Source organism: Mycolicibacterium austroafricanum, from assembly GCF_902705885.1.
Classification (GTDB): Bacteria; Actinomycetota; Actinomycetes; order Mycobacteriales; family Mycobacteriaceae; genus Mycobacterium; species Mycobacterium vanbaalenii_A.
Map to the genome: position 1 here is coordinate 50,253 of NZ_CACSIP010000031.1, position 16,691 is coordinate 66,943.

General features: G+C 65.4%; 16 protein-coding genes and 4 pseudogenes. 4 read left to right on the top strand and 16 right to left on the bottom strand.

Annotated elements, in window-relative coordinates; genetic code table 11:
* Positions 1-5 precede the first annotated feature (5 nt).
* From BEMPMBAN_RS20055 to BEMPMBAN_RS20065, 3 genes are read left to right on the top strand one after another with little or no spacing between them, the layout of a single operon-like run.
* Positions 6-1,304 carry an acyl-CoA dehydrogenase family protein gene (locus tag BEMPMBAN_RS20055; protein WP_159233006.1) on the top strand — a complete coding sequence of 433 codons (1,299 nt, stop codon included), beginning with the start codon at positions 6-8 and terminating at the stop codon, positions 1,302-1,304.
* Complete coding sequence (locus tag BEMPMBAN_RS20060; RefSeq protein WP_159233007.1) at positions 1,301-2,335, top strand: phosphotransferase family protein; 1,035 nt, start codon at positions 1,301-1,303, stop codon at positions 2,333-2,335. The genes BEMPMBAN_RS20055 and BEMPMBAN_RS20060 overlap by 4 nt, the downstream gene beginning before the upstream one ends.
* 4 nt (positions 2,336-2,339) lie before the next feature.
* Positions 2,340-3,311, top strand: a complete 972-nt coding sequence (locus tag BEMPMBAN_RS20065; RefSeq protein WP_159233008.1) for an NADPH:quinone oxidoreductase family protein — start codon at positions 2,340-2,342, stop codon at positions 3,309-3,311.
* A gap of 123 nt (positions 3,312-3,434) precedes the next feature.
* On the opposite strand, the gene BEMPMBAN_RS20070 is transcribed toward BEMPMBAN_RS20065, so the two are convergent.
* The 7 genes and pseudogenes from BEMPMBAN_RS20070 to BEMPMBAN_RS20095 form a co-directional block, all read right to left on the bottom strand.
* On the bottom strand, positions 3,435-3,944 hold the full coding sequence (locus BEMPMBAN_RS20070) for a hypothetical protein (RefSeq protein ID WP_159233009.1): 510 nt from the start codon (positions 3,942-3,944) through the stop codon (positions 3,435-3,437).
* Positions 3,941-4,594: a TetR/AcrR family transcriptional regulator gene (locus BEMPMBAN_RS20075; RefSeq protein WP_159233010.1), complete on the bottom strand. Its 654-nt coding sequence runs from the start codon at positions 4,592-4,594 to the stop codon at positions 3,941-3,943. Before BEMPMBAN_RS20075 ends, BEMPMBAN_RS20070 begins: the two co-directional genes overlap by 4 nt.
* A gap of 203 nt (positions 4,595-4,797) precedes the next feature.
* A pseudogene (locus BEMPMBAN_RS20080) lies at positions 4,798-4,917 on the bottom strand (SDR family NAD(P)-dependent oxidoreductase); the annotation flags it as partial.
* A 33-nt stretch (positions 4,918-4,950) separates the two neighbouring features.
* A pseudogene (locus BEMPMBAN_RS20085) lies at positions 4,951-5,085 on the bottom strand (SDR family oxidoreductase); the annotation flags it as partial.
* Positions 5,083-5,186: pseudogene (locus BEMPMBAN_RS33200) on the bottom strand (SDR family mycofactocin-dependent oxidoreductase); the annotation flags it as partial. The pseudogenes BEMPMBAN_RS33200 and BEMPMBAN_RS20085, both read right to left, overlap by 3 nt.
* A gap of 34 nt (positions 5,187-5,220) precedes the next feature.
* The gene (locus BEMPMBAN_RS20090; protein WP_159233011.1) at positions 5,221-6,423 is read right to left on the bottom strand and encodes a cytochrome P450; all 1,203 of its coding nucleotides are present in this window, start codon (positions 6,421-6,423) and stop codon (positions 5,221-5,223) included.
* Positions 6,424-6,489: 66 nt separating this feature from the next.
* Complete coding sequence (locus tag BEMPMBAN_RS20095) at positions 6,490-7,014, bottom strand: hypothetical protein (protein WP_159233012.1); 525 nt, start codon at positions 7,012-7,014, stop codon at positions 6,490-6,492.
* A gap of 196 nt (positions 7,015-7,210) precedes the next feature.
* On the opposite strand from BEMPMBAN_RS20095, the gene BEMPMBAN_RS20100 reads away from it, so the two are divergent.
* Positions 7,211-7,849: a TetR/AcrR family transcriptional regulator gene (locus tag BEMPMBAN_RS20100; RefSeq protein WP_159233013.1), complete on the top strand. Its 639-nt coding sequence runs from the start codon at positions 7,211-7,213 to the stop codon at positions 7,847-7,849.
* A gap of 22 nt (positions 7,850-7,871) precedes the next feature.
* Here BEMPMBAN_RS20100 and BEMPMBAN_RS20105 read toward each other — a convergent pair whose 3' ends face one another.
* The 9 genes and pseudogenes from BEMPMBAN_RS20105 to BEMPMBAN_RS20145 form a co-directional block, all read right to left on the bottom strand.
* Positions 7,872-8,471 carry a carboxymuconolactone decarboxylase family protein gene (locus BEMPMBAN_RS20105; protein WP_234897595.1) on the bottom strand — a complete coding sequence of 200 codons (600 nt, stop codon included), beginning with the start codon at positions 8,469-8,471 and terminating at the stop codon, positions 7,872-7,874.
* Between the two features lie 16 nt (positions 8,472-8,487).
* The gene (locus tag BEMPMBAN_RS20110) at positions 8,488-8,952 is read right to left on the bottom strand and encodes a hypothetical protein (protein ID WP_159233015.1); all 465 of its coding nucleotides are present in this window, start codon (positions 8,950-8,952) and stop codon (positions 8,488-8,490) included.
* Positions 8,952-10,319 carry an aromatic ring-hydroxylating oxygenase subunit alpha gene (locus BEMPMBAN_RS20115; RefSeq protein WP_159233028.1) on the bottom strand — a complete coding sequence of 456 codons (1,368 nt, stop codon included), beginning with the start codon at positions 10,317-10,319 and terminating at the stop codon, positions 8,952-8,954. Before BEMPMBAN_RS20115 ends, BEMPMBAN_RS20110 begins: the two co-directional genes overlap by 1 nt.
* Positions 10,320-10,613: 294 nt before the next feature.
* Entirely contained in the window at positions 10,614-11,774 is a 1,161-nt protein-coding gene (locus tag BEMPMBAN_RS20120) for an acyl-CoA dehydrogenase family protein (protein WP_159233016.1), read from the bottom strand.
* A gap of 10 nt (positions 11,775-11,784) precedes the next feature.
* Positions 11,785-12,930, bottom strand: a complete 1,146-nt coding sequence (locus BEMPMBAN_RS20125; protein ID WP_159233017.1) for a thiolase family protein — start codon at positions 12,928-12,930, stop codon at positions 11,785-11,787.
* The gene (locus tag BEMPMBAN_RS20130) at positions 12,930-13,727 is read right to left on the bottom strand and encodes an enoyl-CoA hydratase/isomerase family protein (protein ID WP_159233018.1); all 798 of its coding nucleotides are present in this window, start codon (positions 13,725-13,727) and stop codon (positions 12,930-12,932) included. Before BEMPMBAN_RS20130 ends, BEMPMBAN_RS20125 begins: the two co-directional genes overlap by 1 nt.
* Complete coding sequence (locus BEMPMBAN_RS20135; protein WP_159233019.1) at positions 13,727-14,956, bottom strand: CaiB/BaiF CoA transferase family protein; 1,230 nt, start codon at positions 14,954-14,956, stop codon at positions 13,727-13,729. The genes BEMPMBAN_RS20130 and BEMPMBAN_RS20135 overlap by 1 nt, the downstream gene beginning before the upstream one ends.
* A 116-nt stretch (positions 14,957-15,072) precedes the next feature.
* Positions 15,073-16,251: an acyl-CoA dehydrogenase family protein gene (locus BEMPMBAN_RS20140; RefSeq protein WP_159233020.1), complete on the bottom strand. Its 1,179-nt coding sequence runs from the start codon at positions 16,249-16,251 to the stop codon at positions 15,073-15,075.
* 112 nt (positions 16,252-16,363) lie between these two features.
* Positions 16,364-16,691 (bottom strand): annotated as a pseudogene (locus tag BEMPMBAN_RS20145) (amidohydrolase); the annotation flags it as partial.

Genomic DNA, 16,691 nt, shown 5'->3' on the forward strand with positions numbered 1-16,691 from the left:
GCCGCATGTGGGACTTTGAGACCGACCCTGATTATCAGGAACTCCTGGACTGGGCCGACGAATTCGTGCGCGAGGAGGTCGAACCGCTCGACCTCATCTGGCCGCACCTGCAGTTCACGCCGTTGACCGAGACCAGACGTGAGGTGGTCGACCCGCTCAAGAATCGGGTGCGCCAGAAGGGACTGTGGGCCACCCATCTCGGACCCGACCTCGGTGGGCAGGGCTATGGGCAACTCAAGCTGGCACTGCTCAACGAGATTCTCGGCCGCTCGCAGTGGGCGCCGATCATCTTCGGCTGCCAGGCCCCCGACACGGGCAACGCCGAGATCATCGCTCACTACGGCACTCCCGAGCAGAAGCACCGCTACCTGCGTCCACTGCTCGAGGGCGAACTGTTCTCCAGCTACTCGATGACCGAACCGCAGGGCGGCTCCGACCCCACCCAGTTCACCACCAGCGCCGTTCGCGACGGGGACGACTGGGTGATCAACGGCTGGAAGTACTTCTCCTCCAACGCCAACACCGCCTCCTTCCTCATCGTGATGGTGGTGACCAACCCTGACGTCAGCCCGTATCAAGGCATGTCGATGTTCCTGCTGCCGACGGACACCCCCGGGGTGAACATCATGCGCAACGTCGGCCTGTACGGCGAGCGGGAAGGTGAAGGCAGCCACGCGCTGATCCACTACGACAACGTCCGCGTTCCCGACTCCGCACTGTTGGGAGGTGAGGGTCAGGCGTTTGTCATCGCGCAGACGCGGCTCGGCGGAGGCCGTATCCACCACGCCATGCGCACGATCGGGTTGGCGCAGAAGGCGATCGACATGATGTGCGAACGCGCGCTGAGCCGCGAGACCGCCGGCAGCCGACTCGCCGACAAACAAGCCGTTCAGGAGTACATCGCCGACTCCTACGCGCAGCTCAAGCAGTTCCGATTGATGGTGCTCCACACCGCGTGGGAGATCGACAAGTACAACGACTACAAGAAGGTGCGCAAGGACATCGCCGCGGTGAAGGTCGTGATGCCCACCGTGCTGCACGACATCGCGTGGCGCGCTATGCAGGTGCACGGAGCGCTCGGCGTCACCAACGAGATGCCCTTCCTCGGCATGGTGACCGGTGCAGCGGTGATGGGTCTGGCCGACGGACCCACCGAGGTGCACAAGACCACCGTCGCCAAGCAGGTGCTGCGCGGTTACCGGGCCAGCGACGACATCTGGCCCTCGGAGTGGTTGCCGCGCAAGCGCGACGCGGCCCGGGAACGCTTCGCCGAGTACCTCGACCTGGAGGCGGGGAACAGTTGAGCGCCTTGAACACCGATCGGCTCGCCGCCTGGCTTGACGAGGCCGAAGTCCTGCCCGGCAGGGGCGAACCGGTTCAGACCCGCTTCCTGTCCGGCGGGACGCAGAACGTCATCTACGAGATCATCAGAGGCGGCGAACGTTGCGTCGTCCGGATGCCGCCCCCGGGCGCGCCGCCCGATCGGGACAAGGGCATTCTGCGGGAGTGGCGGATCATCGAGGCACTCGACGGAACCGACGTGCCGCATACCGCGGCGGTTGGGGTATGTGAGGACCCCGGGGTGCTCGGTCGGCCGTTCTACCTGATGGGGTTCGTCGACGGCTGGTCTCCGATGGACACGCACGCTGTGTGGCCCGCGCCGTTCAACGATGATCTCGGCGCCCGTGCGGGTCTGAGTTATCAACTGGCCGAGGGTATTGCGTTGCTGTCAAAGGTGGACTGGAAAGCCAAGGGGTTACACGACCTGGGCCGCCCCGACGGATTCCACGAGCGTCAGGTCGACAGGTGGATCGGCTTCCTGGAGCGGATCAAGAGGCGGGACCTACCCGGCCTGGAGGTGGCCACCGATTGGCTGCGGGCACACAAGCCGCTGGACTTCATCCCGGGCCTGATGCACGGCGACTACCAGTTCGCGAACGTCATGTACCGCCACGGCGCACCGGCGCAGTTGGCCGCCATCGTGGACTGGGAGATGGGCACGGTCGGCGACCCGAAGCTGGACCTCGGCTGGATGGTGCAGAGCTGGCCCGCGGACATTGGAGCCACGGACTCGTCCAGTGAGATGTCCTACGTCGACATGCGCGGCATGCCGTCGCGCGACCGGGTCGTCGCGCACTACGCCGAGGTGTCCGGCCGCCAAGTCGACGACCTCGACTACTATCTGGTGCTGGCGAAGTGGAAGCTGGCCATCGTGCTGGAGCAGGGTTTCCAGCGGGCCGGCGACGACGAGAAGCTGCTGGCGTTCGGTCCCGTCGTGACCGATCTGATGGCCTCGGCCGCCGAACTGGCCGAGTCCACGGACTACCGGGGCTAGGTCGATGTCGCGTGCCGTGGTCTGCGCAGAATACGGTCCGCCGGAGGTCGTCCGCGTGCAACAGCACCCGGTGACCGCGGCCGGGACCGGTCAGGTCGGCGTGCGGGTGCAGGTGGCCGCGGTCAACTTCCCCGACGTACTTCTCGTCGCCGATTCGTACCAGATCAGCATCCCCACCCCGTTCGTACCAGGCAGCGAGTTCGCCGGCATCGTCGACGAACTCGGGCCGCAGACAACCGGTTTCGCACTCGGCGATCGGGTAACCGGGGCCGGGATGTCCGGTGCCTTCGCGGAGCGGGTGGTGGTCGATGCAGCGAGTCTGGCGCTCATCCCGGACGGTGTCGACACCGTCGCCGCGGCGGCTTCCGGCGTTGCCCACCGCACGGCGTATCACACGTTGCGGTCGGTGGCCCGGTTGCGGGCGGGAGATGAGCTCGTCGTTCTCGGGGCGGGTGGCGGCGTCGGGTTGGCGGCCGTGCAGCTGGGTGTGGCGTTGGGCGCCCGGGTGACGGCGGTTGCCTCGTCGACCGAGAAGCTGGATGCGGCAGCCGATCACGGCGCGGCCCGGACGATCAATCACCGACTCGGCGACCTTCGGTCGGCCCTGCGTGACGCAGTTCCGCACGGTGCCGACGTCGTCGTGGATCCGGTGGGGGGCGAGCTGTCCGAGCCTGCGCTGCGCGGGTTGCGCCGCGGCGGCCGGTTCGTGACCGTCGGGTTCGCCTCGGGGGGCATCCCCCGCATCCCGCTGAACCTGGTGCTGATCAAAGGAATCCAGGTTCTGGGTTTCCAGTTCCAGGACGTCCCGCCCACCGAGTTCGCTCGTAATGAGTCCGAGCTCCGCGACCTGCTGGTGTCCGGGCGCGTCACCCCCCACATCGACACGGTGTACCCGTTGGCCGAGGCGGCCAAGGCGCTGCGGCACGTGGCGGACGGGCGGGCCATCGGCAAGGTGCTGATCGACCCTCGAACGTGAGGAGCGAAAAGGGCACCGCGGACGTGAGGAGCGAAAAGGGCACCGCGGACGTGAGGAGCGAAAAGGGCACCGCGGACGTGAGGAGCAAAAAGGGTACCGCGGACGTGAGGAGCAGGAAGTCTGTCAGCTCGCCGGGGTGAGATCCGCGGCGACCGACGGCAGCGCCGCCAGACCGCACCGGAAGGTCTCGACATCCCCGACCGCACCCGCCTGCGGGTCCGCGGTCGCGGCCAGCGCCTGGGACTTGAACGCACGGGCCGCTGCGCTCAATTGGTGTCGCACCGAGCCGACGGTGCTGTCGAGCTCGTCCGGACACCGCTCTCCCCACAGCGTCACCTCGGTCATGCCCTGGTCCAGCGCGGTGAGCACCCCGGTGCGGACACGCTCGTCGGCGGCGAACAGATCCGCGGCGACGGCGACGGTCTGCGGGTGCGGACGGTCGGCCCACTCTTCGAGAGCTTCAGCGAGGTCGTCGATCCTCACACCGAGGATCTCCAGCGGCCGCACGTCGTCGACGTCGTACATCAGCACCGTGACGTCCCACCCGGCCATCACCCGGTCGACGATCCACCCGCCGGCGAATCTGACCACCTCGGAGACGTCGCGGGCAACCACGTCGAGTCGGTACCTCATCTCGGGGATCCGATCGAGGCTATCCCCTCCGGACTCCCTTCCGCCCGCGGCGTGAAGTCGCGGGCGAGTGCTTCGCCGTACCCCTTGAACACTTCCGCCAGAGGTATCGAAGGATCGAGCAACCATGCGGTCTCCATTCCATTGATGAAGGCGAGAATCTCGACGGCCTTGATGGCTGGGTCGAAGTCGGTGCGATAACGGCCCGCACGCTGGCCGTTCTCGATCAGTTGGGCGACGATCTTCACGGCCTCGCGCTGCCTTGTCAGCAGACGGTCGTGAAGCGGGGCGTCGGGCGCGATGTTCTCGACCAGCAGCACGGTGAACGTGCCGACCAGTTCCGGTGCCCTGTCGAAACGCTCGGCGACCCGGCAGATCTCGGCGATCAGATCTCCCGAGCGGTCGGCGTGCATGTCGTCGTCCGCGTCGCGCGCGTCGAGGACGGCGTTGAGCAGCTGCTCCTTGGATTCGAAGTGGTGCAGCAACCCCGCGGGAGTGACTCCGGCCGCCCTCGCGATCTGCGCCAGCGAGGTGTTGCGCCATCCGTGGCGCGCCAGCAACCGCTCTGCGACCTGGAGGATCCGCTGTTTGCGGTCCTCGCCCTTCGCGAGCAGCGTGGCATAGGGGCGCACCACGGCCTCCGGTCTCGTCACTGAGCTCCCTCGGTCAACCAACCTAGTGAACACACAGTAGGTAGGTTTGCCGGCTGTGACAAGGGTCTCAGTAAAGAAAACCCTTGACGGCCGTTCCACCTGCGGTTTTATTGTCAGCTCGGCGCCGGCCGGCGCCTGCGGGCGGCTGCTCGTTACATCACCGCACCGCCGTTGACGCCAAGAACCTGCCCTGTGATGAAGCCGGCCTCCTCGTCGACGTCGAGGACCGCCACCGAATGGCCGCGCCGCGCCAGCTCGTGGCACGTCGCCTCCCCCATGCCTGACCCGCCGCCGGTGACGACGGCGACACGTTTCGTGATCATCTTCTCCATCTCTGCGCTCTGTCCGGCACGCCGCTACTTCAGACAACTGCCCAGGTCGATCGGCATGGCTACGCCGGTCACGAAACGGGAGTCGTCCGAGGCGAAGAACATCACGGCGTTGGTGATGTCCTCGGCCTCCACCCACGGCCTCGGCATGGTGTGGAACATGATGTCGGCACCTTCCTCGGCGAGTTTCAGCGCGTGGCTTCGCCCCTGTCCACAGGCGGCGCCCGTGACGAAGGCGACCTTCCTTCTACGCGTCCGGCCATCTCGGTCTCCTCAATGCTGGGTTGGTGCTCAGTGTTAGACGTGCGCGGGCATGCTGTCCCAGCCCCGCACCACCGACGACGACGAGAACACCGCGCTGTCGAGATCGACCTGCCAGTCGGGGAAGCGGTTCATGATCTCGTCCAACGCGACTCTGCCCTCGATGCGTGCCAGCGCGTTGCCGAGGCAGTAGTGCGCGCCCACTCCGAACGTCAGATGCTGGCGCGGCGAGCGCTTTACGTCGAATTCTTCGGCGTCCTCGCCGAAGCGCCGTTCGTCTCGGTTGGCGGCGCCGATCAACAGGATGATCGCGCTGTCCCCGGGCACTGTCGAGCCTTGGAACTCGACGTCGCGGGTGACATAGCGGGCGGCCTGCAGTGCAGGCGGCTCGAACCTCAGCAGCTCCTCCACCGCCCCGGGTACCAGTGACCTGTCGGCAACCAACTGCCGCCGTTGATCGGGATGCTCGGACAGCAGCTTGCCGGCCCATCCGATCAGTCGGGTAGTCGTTTCCGACCCCGCCACCGCGACGACGTTCATGAACATCAACAGCTCGTCACGGCCAAGCTTGCGGGTGGCCCCGGTTTCGTCCTCGAACTCGGCATTGAGCAGTTCGGTGGTCAGATCGTCGGCGGGATGATCGATCCGCCAGTCGACGAAGTCGGCGAACAGGGAACCGTCAGTGATCGGGCCGTCGGGGTTGTCGGTCATCTGGCCGCCCCGCTCGGTGCGCACGAACTTGTCGCCGTTCTCGGTGACGCGGTTCTGGTAGTCCTCGGGAATGCCGAACAGCTCGCTCACCACGCGCAACGGCATCACCGCCCCCAGATCCTTGACGAAGTCGAATCGGCCACCGCCGACCAACGGATCCAGGCACTTCGCGGTGAACTCGCGGACCTTCGACTCCAAACCGTTGATCTTTCGCGGGGTGAATGCCCGGGAGAGGAGATTGCGGTGGATGTCGTGGACCGGCGGGTCCTCGAAGATCAACGAGCCCGGTGGAATCTCGATGCCCGACTTGATGATTTCGAGAACAGCACCCCGAGCCGAGCTGAAGGACTGGTGATCCACCAGCGCACGGTTGACGTCATCGAAACGGCTCACCGCATAGAAGTCGTGCTTGTCGTTGTAGTACAGGGGCGCCTCGTCCCGGAACCGCTTGAACATCGGGTACGGGTTCGCGTTGAGCTCGGCGTCCCACGGGTCGTAGTACACCTCGTCGGTGGCGCTGGTGGTCATGGTCTTCTCTCCACGAAAGGTCTTCCCTCTACGAAAGCGTGGGCGCCAAGAGGTGCCGCCGGCCGCTCAGAAGCTCAGGCCGTGCTTCTCGAAATGCCGCGCCAGGGCCTGCATGTACTCGTCACCGTGGAACGGGCCTCGCGCGCCGATGGCGGCCTCCAGGAACGGCCCGTACTCCTCGTCGTTCACATAGGTCGACCAGTGCACGATCTCGGCATCCTCGTTGGTGTCGACGAAGCTGATCGAGTAGAACCCCATGACCTTGCCATCATTGACGTTGGTGCCTTCCCAGCGGTAGCGCATGACGAACCCGTTCTCAGCGGGCCAGCACTTGTAGCCGACGGGCTTCCAGTCGGGAAAAGTGATGCCGTACGCCTTGGCCTCCACTGTCGCGGCGGTATCCCAGTGCGTCGCCACGTCCTTGAGGACCAGTTCCTGATCGGCGACGAAGTAGGGCGAGGTGTAGACGGCGTCGTCGGTGAACACCCACTCGTCGTACGACTCGCCCATCTGAACCTTCTGCAACACGTACTTATCGCGGTAGCTCTCGGCCATCCTGCGGTGCTTGGCGATGCGATCTTCCAGCTTCATTGCGGGAATCTCCTTCTGATCCGTTGGGACGCTTCATGTTCGGCGGTGTGCAGCGACAGCAATTGGCTTGAGGGATGCGAAGTGGCATAACGCTACCTGGCGCCAATATACAGCTCTGTATGTCACATACAAGATTGAATGTAGACTTTCCGGACGTAGTCGCCGTATCGACATCACCACCTGGGAAGATGGAGCCGTGGCAGAACGATGGACGCGGCAGCGGCGGATGGAACACACCCGGAGCCTGCTGCTCGATGCGGCCCAAGAGGTCTTTGCGAAACAAGGCTTCGGAGGCGCCGCTCTCGAAGACATTGCCGAGGTCGCCGGTTACACGCGTGGGGCCATCTACTCGCACTTCGGCACCAAGGAGGAACTCTTCCTCGCCGTCATCGAGCGGCACATCAATCGCTTCCTGGACAGTTTCGCAGACGTCATCGAATCGTTCGAGAGCCTCGACACGCTCGACATCGAGAAGCTGGCCCAGCGGTGGCGTGACCTGACGATTGCCGGACCCGACAGCGCCGCGCTCGGGTACGAGTTCTCGTTGTTCCTGCTGCGCAATCCCGATGCCAAGGAGCGCCTCACCACCCAGCGGGAGGAGGCGGTCAACTCGCTCGCGAATTACATCACCATTCACATCGACCGCTTGGGGGGCACCCTGCAGATGCCTGCCGAGACTCTCGCGCGACTGCTCATCGCCAGCAATGAGGGCATCACGATCCTTGGGCACATCGACGGCGAGGACCTGTACGGCCCCTTCCTGCAGTTGGTGATGGCCAATATCTCGCCGAAACCCGATGTGCCCAAGCGTTCTCGGGCTCGACGAGCCGACTGAGCTGAACCGGCGCCACGGCGCGTCAACCTCGAGGCGCATGGCGAATGGCAGGATCGGGAAGGGCGGGACTGCCGGGCAGCGCCTGCAACCCCCAGGTACCAAAGGCCATACCGGTCGTTGTGTAGGCTCCGACGACAAAAATGACCTCGATCGCCTGGTGCGTTCCCAGTTCGGCGACGAGTTCGTTCCATGTCGGCTCACTCACTGTTCCTCCATCGACCAACTCCTCTGCCGCGAGTAGCACCAGTTGGTCTAATCCTTGGAAACCGCTACTCCCCTGGGGAATTCGAGCGATCTCCTCCTCCGACACACCGGCGGCGATCGCCATGCTGACGTGCTGGCCCCATTCGAATGCCGACCGGTGTTCGTTGGCCACGTAGAGGATCACCAGCTCGCGCAACCGCGCAGGGAGTTCCCCGCGCCGAAGGAGGTATCCGTTGAACGCCAACCAGGCTTTGGCCAGCTCCGGATGCCGGACCAACAGACCGATGACCGGGAACTTCAGCGGATCGTAGGTGTGCCCGGAGCCGGCCGCGGGCACCTTGTCGCCCTGCATGCCGAGAAGCGTTCCGAAAGCGGCGTACTCGTCCTCACCCCACTCATCAGACGACAGCGGCTGCACTAGTCTGTCCGTCTGATCACTGGGCAATCTCGACGCCGTCATATCCCGCGAGAAGCTCGGGACTGGGCAGCTCCATCTGGAGATAGACATCGATGTGCCGAATGCGGCCGTCGGCGGTGAACTCGTACACGCTCATCGAGTTGACCACGCTCTCGAACGTCCCGACCTTGCTGCGCTCCTCCAGTTCGAGGAACACCACCTCACCGACCTGGCTGATGCGCTTGAACGAGCACCCCCATTCGGCAGACGCGGCCCAGTTCGTCAGGAACGAGATGTACTCCTGCCAGTTCATCACCTCTTTGAAGTTGCCCACCCGCACGAACTCGTCCACCGCCACCAGATCACCCAATGGCGCCCAGCCGTCCACACCGAAGCCCGGCTCCTTGGCGGCGTCGACCAGGTTCTCGACGACCCGGCCGTACTCAAGGACAGTCCGCTGCAGCCCCGTGTAGTCGCCGATGACGGCGTCGATCCCGCTCATCAGCTCGTTCCTGCCAGGTAGCGGTCCACCACGGAGTGGTAGTGCGCGATCACAACTTCCTCCTTGACCAGCGACATCGAATCCAGCCGGCGATTGCGCAATCCACGCTGCTGGCGCGGCATCTGCTCGTAATCCTGCTGCAGCGCAAGGAAGTACTTGTAGCCACCGGGCTCGGTGACGTCGATCCGATCGGCCTTCAGCGCATCTTTGTACTCGTCGGGCAGCCACATCACGCTGATGATGTGCCAGTAGCACCGGTTGGGGTCCCCGCTCTCGTGTGGCTGAGCGAGGATGACCGTCGCCTCGCCCGCACGCACGGTCATGAAGAAGTTCGGGAACAGCACCCAGCCGTGGTTGTCGCTCATCTGCGCGTCGGTCAGGGCACTGACGTCGAAGCCCATCCCGGTGAGGGTCTCGCGGGTGGCCCGCTGCAGCAGGGTCCGCGGTGTCGCCCCTTCGGGAAGACTCAAGGTGCCGCTCTCATCACGGTTCTCGGCTACCAACTCCTGGAATCGGGGCAGCACCGCGGTCACCGACGGGAAAGTCTCGGGCAACCCCATGATGCCCTCGACCTGCTCTTCCAAGCCGTACTTCTTGCCGGCCACCTCGAACGGAGCGCAGGAAACGCTGTGCTTGTCGAAGAAGCGGTACCGGGTGGTGCTGGGGTCGATCATGACGACCTGCAACAGCTCAGGATGGATGCCGGAGATGTGATAGCCCTCCTCGAAGGCGTCCATGACCACTTTCCAGTTGCAGTTCAACGCTTCCCGCACATCGAGGACGGTCACCATCTCCTCGAGGTGATACGGGCTCAACAGTTCCATCACCTCCGCGCCGAGAAAGTCCGCCAGTGGCGCCGCATCCGGGTCCGGATTCAGGAAGATGAAGCCGGCGAAACACTCGACCGACACCGGCAACAGACCAAGACCGTCCTTGTCGAGCGCCGTGACTTCGTTCTCCTCCTGGCGCAGCACTCCTTTGAGCTTGCCCTCGAGGTCGTAGGACCAGAGGTGGTACTGACACAGCAGGCCGCGCTTCGCGTTGCCCTTGCCGTTGCACAGCACATTGCCGCGGTGCCTGCATGCATTGACAAAGCCGCGAATCGTCCGGTCCTTGCCGCGGACAAGCAGAAACGACTGATCGAGCAGCCGGTATTCCTTCCAGTCGCCGACGGCGGGAAGCTCCGCCTCCCGGCCCGCGACCTGCCAGACCCGCAACCAGATGTTGTCGCGCTCACGCTGCACGTAGTCCGGATCGGTGTATCGGTCGGTACTGATGGTCATGCGGAACTGTCCGGCATCGATGTCATCGAGGCCCATGCCGCTTTCGAACCACTCCCCCGGTCGCACTGGATGTGTCGTTGTCATTGCGGATCGCTCCTCGAGGTCGTCGACGGGTCCCGCGCACGGACGGGTCGGCATCTCCGCACGATGTCGTCGGCTCCTCGGGAAGGTGCTCTTGTCGACGACCAGGCCGCGGCGACGCCGACTGTGGCTGTCAGGCGGGCGGTGACCACGGCTCTTCGTTCGGTGATGGCAGTCACTACTATACGCATCTGTATTTCAGATACAAGTACGTATATCAAGCTCGGCGACTGGGCACTGTCGACGGATTCGCGCCGACGTCCGGGGAGAACCTGACGGCCGTGATGGCCGAAATCGCTACAGGCCCAGCGACTTGGCGATCATCACCTTCATCACCTCGCTGGTCCCCGCGTAGATTCGAGCCACCCGGGCGTCGGTGTAGAGCCGGGCGATCGGGTATTCCATCATGTAGCCGTACCCGCCGAACAGTTGCAGGCAGCGGTCGACCACCCGTTGCTGCATCTCGGTGCAGAACAGTTTCACCCTGGCCGCGTCAGCGCCGGAGAGTTCGCCCTCGACGTGCAGCGCGATCGCCCGGTCCAGCATCGCCTGCCCGGCCTCGACATCCGTCGAACAGGCGGCCAATTCGAACTTGGTGTTCTGGAACGAGGCCACCGGGGTACCGAATGCCTTGCGGTCCTTGGTGTAGTCGATGGCCGCCGCGATCGCCGAGCGGGCCTGCGCCACCGAGCCGACCGCCACGGTCAGCCGCTCCTGCGAGAGGTTGTGGCCCAGATAGCCGAACGCCTCGTCCACCTGGCCGAGCACATTCGCCGCCGGAACACGCACGTCGACGAACGACAACTCCGCGGTGTCCTGCACCTTGCAGCCCATCTTCTCCAGTTCACGGCCGCGGGTGAAACCCTCCATGCCGTCCTCGACGACCAGCAGGGTCAGCCCTTTACGGCGATTGTCGGGGTCGGTGGAGGTGCGGGCGACGACGATCACGAGGTCTGCCTGCATGCCGCCGGTGATGAACGTCTTGGCGCCGTTGACGATCCAGTCCGAGTCGTCCCCCGACCCGTCCCGGACCGCGGTGGTGCGCATCCCCGCGAGATCGGAACCGGTGCCCGGTTCTGTCATCGCGATCGCGGTCAGCAGCGTGCCCGCGGCCAGCCCGGGGAACCACCGCTGCCGTTGCTCGGCATTCGCGTAGTGCAGGAAGTAGGGAAGGATCACCTCGAGCTGGGTACGCACGGTCGACAGCGTGACGAGCGCGCGTGCCGCCTCTTCCTGGAGCACCACGTTGTAGCGGTAGTCGGGCTCCCCGGCGCCGCCGTATTCCTCGGGGATGGCCATCCCGAGCATGCCGAGGGATCCCATCTGTTCGAAGACCTCGCGCGGCATCCGGCCACCCTTCTCCCACTCCGGATAGTGGGGGACGACCTCTTTGTCGACGAAATCGCGGGCGAGCTCGCGGAAGGCCTCATGGTCCTCGGTGAACAGGTCTCGACGCATGGTGCTCTCCTCAGGCGACGAGCTCGACCAGCGTGGCGTTGGCGGTGCCGCCGCCCTCACACATGGTCTGCAGCCCGTAGCGAATTCCGTTGTCCCGCATGTGGTGGATCATCCGCGTCATCAGCACCGCGCCCGACGCGCCCAACGGGTGACCCAGCGCGATCGCACCTCCGAGTGGGTTGAGCCTGCGCTCGTCGGCTCCGGTGTCGGCGAGCCACGCCAGCGGGACCGGAGCGAACGCCTCGTTCACCTCGAACACGCCGATGTCTGAAAGGTCGACGCCGGCTTTGTGCAAGACCTTCTCGGTCGCCGGAATCGGTCCGGTGAGCATCAGTTTCGGGTCTGCGCCGGTGACGGCGCCCGCCCGGTAGCGCACCAGCGGGGTCACGCCCAGGGTCACCGCGTTCTCGGCGGTCATCACCAGCAGTGCCGCCGCGCCGTCGGAGATCTGCGAGGAGTTACCGGCGTGGATCACGCCGTCCTCGGCGAACGCCGGTTTGAGTCCAGCGAGTTTCTCCGCGGTGGTGCCGCGACGGATCCCCTCGTCGTCAGTGACCACCAGGCCTTCGGTGAACACGGGCACGATCTGCTCTTTGAAAGCCCCGGCGTCCTGTGCTGCGGCGGCCCGCTCGTGCGACTGCGCGGAGTACTCGTCGAGCCGTGTGCGCGAGAAGTTCCACTGCTGGGCGATCATCTCAGCCGAGATACCCTGGTTGAACGCGAAATTGTCATAACGGGCAAGAACTTTGGGTCCGTAGGGCATCCCGGTGGCGCGCGCCGCGCCCAGCGGGACCCGGCTCATCACCTCCACTCCCCCGGCGACGACGATGTCCTGCTGGCCCGACATCACCGCGTGCACGGCGAAGTCCAGGGCCTGCTGACTCGACCCGCAGGCACGGTTGACCGTAGTGCCGGGAATGTGTTCGGGCCAGCCTGCCGCCAGCACTGCGAATCGGCCGATATTGCTGGACTGGTCGCCCACCTGGGACACGCAGCCCCAGACCACGTCGTCGATCATGTCGGGATCGACACCGGTGCGTTCGACGAGCTCGTTGAGCACCAGCGCCGACAGATCGGCGGCATGCTGGTCGGACAGGCCGCCGTTGCGCTTGCCGACGGGCGTGCGGACCGCCCCGACGATCACCGTTTCCCGCATCAGGTCTGCTCCTTCTCGTACAACGCCCACGTTCCCGTGAACTCCGGCTCCCGCTTCGCGGCGAAGGCGACATACGCCTGCGTCGAGTCTGCCGTCGCGAAGTTACCGGGCTGCGCGCGGGCTTCGTTGGCCAGCGCCTCTCGGAGCGTGGCGCTGGCCCCGTCGTTGAGCAGCGCCTTGCTCTGCGCGAGCGCGAACGGCGGCCCCGCGGCAAGGCGGTCGGCCAGTTCGTCGACGAACCCGTCGATCGCCTCAGCCGCTTTCACCCAGGTGACGAGCCCGAGTGCATGCGCTTCCTCGGCTCCGATCATGTCGGCCAGCAGCACCAGGCGCTTGGCCTGCTGCAGTCCGACGAGCTTGGGCAGCAACCAGGATCCGCCAAGATCCACAGACAGTCCGCGTTTGGCGAAGATCTGGCAGAACCGTGACTCGGGCGTGGCCACGACCAGGTCACATCCGAGCGCCAGGTTCCAGCCCGCGCCGACCGCGACGCCGGTCACTTTGGCGATCGTCGGGATCGCGAGTTCGTGCAGTGCCAGTGCGACGTCGGTGAGCCGTTCCAGCTTGTAGCGCGGGTGCACCTCTTCACCGGTGCCGATGTCGGCTCCCGAACTGAACGCCCCACCGGCGCCGGTGAGCACCAGCGCCCGCACCTCGCTGTCACGTTTGAGGTCGCGGAGAGCGTCGGCCAATTCGATCCACAGCCGCGCGTCCAGCGCGTTCTTGCGTTCGGGTCGGTTCAGCGTCAGGGTGCGCACTCCGCCGCGGTCGGACGACAGGAGTACCTGATCAGACATCAGTGGGCCGGTCCGATCGCACCCTCGGCCCGCAACCGGACCAATTCCTCGGCGGAGATTCCCAATTCGCTCAGCACCGCGTCGGTGTGCTCGCCCAGACCGGGAACAGCGCCCATCGGCTGCTCGAAGCCGGTGATCACCGGAGGCGGCCGCAACGCCTGGATATCACCCTTGGGGGTACCGACCGTGCGCCACCTGTCCCGCGCAGAGAGTTGCGGGTGCGCGACCACCTCACTGGGGACGTTGTAGCGGGAGTTGCCGATGCCCGCTTCGTCGGCGATCCTCTGGATGTCCGCGAGATCGTGGCGGGCACACCATGCCGCGATGGCCTCGTCGAGGATCTCCCGGTGTGTGCAGCGACTGGAGTTGGTGGCGAACCGCGGGTCGTCGGCGAGGTCCGGGCGATCGATGATTTCCCGGGCGACGCGCTGCCATTCGCGGTCGTTGGTGGTGCCGAGAACGACAGTCTGACCGTCACGGGTGGGGAACGCGCCATACGGCGCCACGGCCGGCGAGCCCACGCCCAGCGGTTGCTGGTCGATCCCGGAATGCTGGGTATAGGTGAGTGCATAGCCCATCACGTCGGTCATCACGTCGAACAGGCTCAGTTCAACCGACGGGGCGGCGGCCCCCGGGGGTCGGGTGCTGCGGCCGAACAACAGCGCCAGGATCGAGATGGCGGCATACAGGCCCGTGCTGAAGTCGGCCATCGCCGGTCCGGGCTTCGCGGGCATGCCGGGGTAGCCGGTGATCGCGCAGGAACCCGACTCTGCCTGCACCAAAAGGTCGTAAGCCCGTTTGTGCGAGATCGGCCCGCCGGGTCCGTATCCGTCGATCTCGACGGGGATGACATCGGGATGCCGCTCGGCGAGGTCGGCGGCCGTGACGCCCAACCGTGCTGTCGCACCCGGCGCGAGGTTGGACACGAACGCGTCGGCGCGGTCGAGCAACCGGTGCAGCAGCTCCACTCCCGCCGGTGACTTGGTGTTCAGCGTCACCGACTCCTTGCCTCGGTTGCACCACACGAAGTGCGCGGCCAGCCCGCCAGGACCGTTGACGACGTCGTCGTAGTCACGCGCGAAATCACCGCCGTGGGGGTTCTCGACCTTGATGACGCGGGCACCGAAGTCGGCGAGCACCCGGGTGCACATCGGTGCGGCCACGGCCTGTTCCATGGCGACGACGGTGACGCCGGCCAGGGGCGCGGGGTGCGGTTTCGGTTCTGTCACCTTGCTACATCACCATGCCGCCGTCGACCGGCAACTCCTGGCCCGTGATGTAGGACGCGGCGCCGGTCACCATGGCGGCGCGCCCGGTGAGGTCGAACAGTGTCCTGCGGGGTCATCTAGTAACTCCTGGGCAGACCGAGGACGTGCTCGCCGAGGAAGTTGAGGATCATCTCCTGGCTGACGGGGGCGATCTTCATCAGTCGCGACTCCCGGAAGTACCGGGACACGTGGTACTCCTCGGAGTATCCCATGCCGCCATGCAGCTGCAGCGCCCGGTCGGCCGCCCCGAACCCCGCGTCGGCGCACAGATACTTCGCCGTATTCGCTTCCCGCCCACAGGGTTTGCCGTTGTCGTACAACCAGGTTGCCTTGCGCAGCACCAGTTCGGCGGCGTCGAGCCGGGCCAGTGAGTCGGCCAGCGGGAACTGCAGGCCCTGATTCATGCCGATGGGACGGTTGAACACGACACGCTCGTTGCCGTATTTCACTGCCTTCTCCAGCGCGACCCTCCCGATGCCCAGTGCCTCGGCGGCGATCAGCATCCGCTCGGGGTTCAGCCCGTCGAGGATGTACTTGAAGCCCTGGCCTTCCTCGCCGACCCGGTCCTCGATCGGCACGATCAGGTCGTCGATGAACAGTTCGTTCGAGCTGACGGCGTTGCGGCCCATCTTCTTGATCGGACGGATGTCGACGTGGTCGCGGTCCAGGTCGGTCAGGAACAGCGTCATGCCGTCGGTCTTCTTCGCGCCGCGCTTCTCCAGGTCATCGGGCGACTCGGTGCGGGTGAGCAACAGGATCTTCTCGGACTCCAGCGCCTTGGAGATCCACACCTTGCGGCCGTTGACGCGGTACTTGTCCCCCTCCCGTTTGGCGAAGGTGGTGATGCGTGAGGTGTCCAGGCCTGCACCGGGTTCGGTGACACCGAAACACACGTGCAGGTCGCCGTCCACGATCCGCGGCAACGTCGCGGCCTTGAGCTCGTCGGAGCCGTGTTTGACGACGGGCTGCATGCCGAAGATCGACAGGTGAATGGCGCTGGCGCCGTTCATCGCCGCCCCGGAGCGCGAGATCTCCTCAAGCAGCAGCGTCGCCTCGGTGATGCCCAACCCGTGGCCGCCGTACTCCTCGGGGATGGTCATCCCGAGCCAGCCGCCCTTGGCGATGGCGTCGTAGAACTCGCGCGGGAACTCGTGCGCCAGGTCCTTTTCCATCCAGTACTGATCGTCGAACTTTCCCGCCAGCTCAGCGACGGACCTGCGGATCAGCTCCTGATCCTCGGTCAGCTCGAAACTCATGCCCTCCGGCATAACTGCCTTTCTACGATTCCCCTGACCGCCGGAATGGCATTCCAGCAGGCTGGGCCTCGAAGTTTCGCTGCTGGAATACCGTTCCGGCGACCGGATGCGCTCAGTCCTTGTTGCCGGCCAACTGCTTGGCGTTAGCGGCGAAGTCCGTGAAGTTGGCGCCGCCGTGGTCGTGCTTGCTCAGCGACTGGATGGACACGTCGTGCCCCTCGGCCGCCTTGCGCAGCGCGCCGACGGTGGCCTGCTCCTTGGAGATGTGGGTGAACGGATCCCAGTGATACCAGCGCATCGCGTTCTCGAAGGTCATCTTGTTGATCTCGACGTCGGGCACATTGTTGGCCTTGAGGACCTCGTCGAGTTGCTCGGGTGCGCCCGGCCACATCGAATCTGAATGCGGGTAGTCGGCTTCCCAGCAGATGTTGTCCAGACCG

What these genes read in the sequence shown, in the direction of transcription:
- BEMPMBAN_RS20130 (WP_159233018.1), bottom strand. Translation starts at nt 13,727, where the DNA reads ATGTCTGATCAGGTACTCCTGTCGTCCGACCGCGGCGGAGTGCGCACC.
- BEMPMBAN_RS20110 (WP_159233015.1), bottom strand. Translation starts at nt 8,952, where the DNA reads ATGAGCGGGATCGACGCCGTCATCGGCGACTACACGGGGCTGCAGCGG.
- BEMPMBAN_RS20070 (WP_159233009.1), bottom strand. Translation starts at nt 3,944, where the DNA reads ATGAGGTACCGACTCGACGTGGTTGCCCGCGACGTCTCCGAGGTGGTC.
- BEMPMBAN_RS20115 (WP_159233028.1), bottom strand. Translation starts at nt 10,319, where the DNA reads ATGACAACGACACATCCAGTGCGACCGGGGGAGTGGTTCGAAAGCGGC.
- BEMPMBAN_RS20120 (WP_159233016.1), bottom strand. Translation starts at nt 11,774, where the DNA reads ATGCGTCGAGACCTGTTCACCGAGGACCATGAGGCCTTCCGCGAGCTC.
- BEMPMBAN_RS20065 (WP_159233008.1), top strand. Translation starts at nt 2,340, where the DNA reads ATGTCGCGTGCCGTGGTCTGCGCAGAATACGGTCCGCCGGAGGTCGTC.
- BEMPMBAN_RS20095 (WP_159233012.1), bottom strand. Translation starts at nt 7,014, where the DNA reads ATGAAGCTGGAAGATCGCATCGCCAAGCACCGCAGGATGGCCGAGAGC.
- BEMPMBAN_RS20055 (WP_159233006.1), top strand. Translation starts at nt 6, where the DNA reads ATGTGGGACTTTGAGACCGACCCTGATTATCAGGAACTCCTGGACTGG.
- BEMPMBAN_RS20140 (WP_159233020.1), bottom strand. Translation starts at nt 16,251, where the DNA reads ATGAGTTTCGAGCTGACCGAGGATCAGGAGCTGATCCGCAGGTCCGTC.
- BEMPMBAN_RS20090 (WP_159233011.1), bottom strand. Translation starts at nt 6,423, where the DNA reads ATGACCACCAGCGCCACCGACGAGGTGTACTACGACCCGTGGGACGCC.
- BEMPMBAN_RS20125 (WP_159233017.1), bottom strand. Translation starts at nt 12,930, where the DNA reads ATGCGGGAAACGGTGATCGTCGGGGCGGTCCGCACGCCCGTCGGCAAG.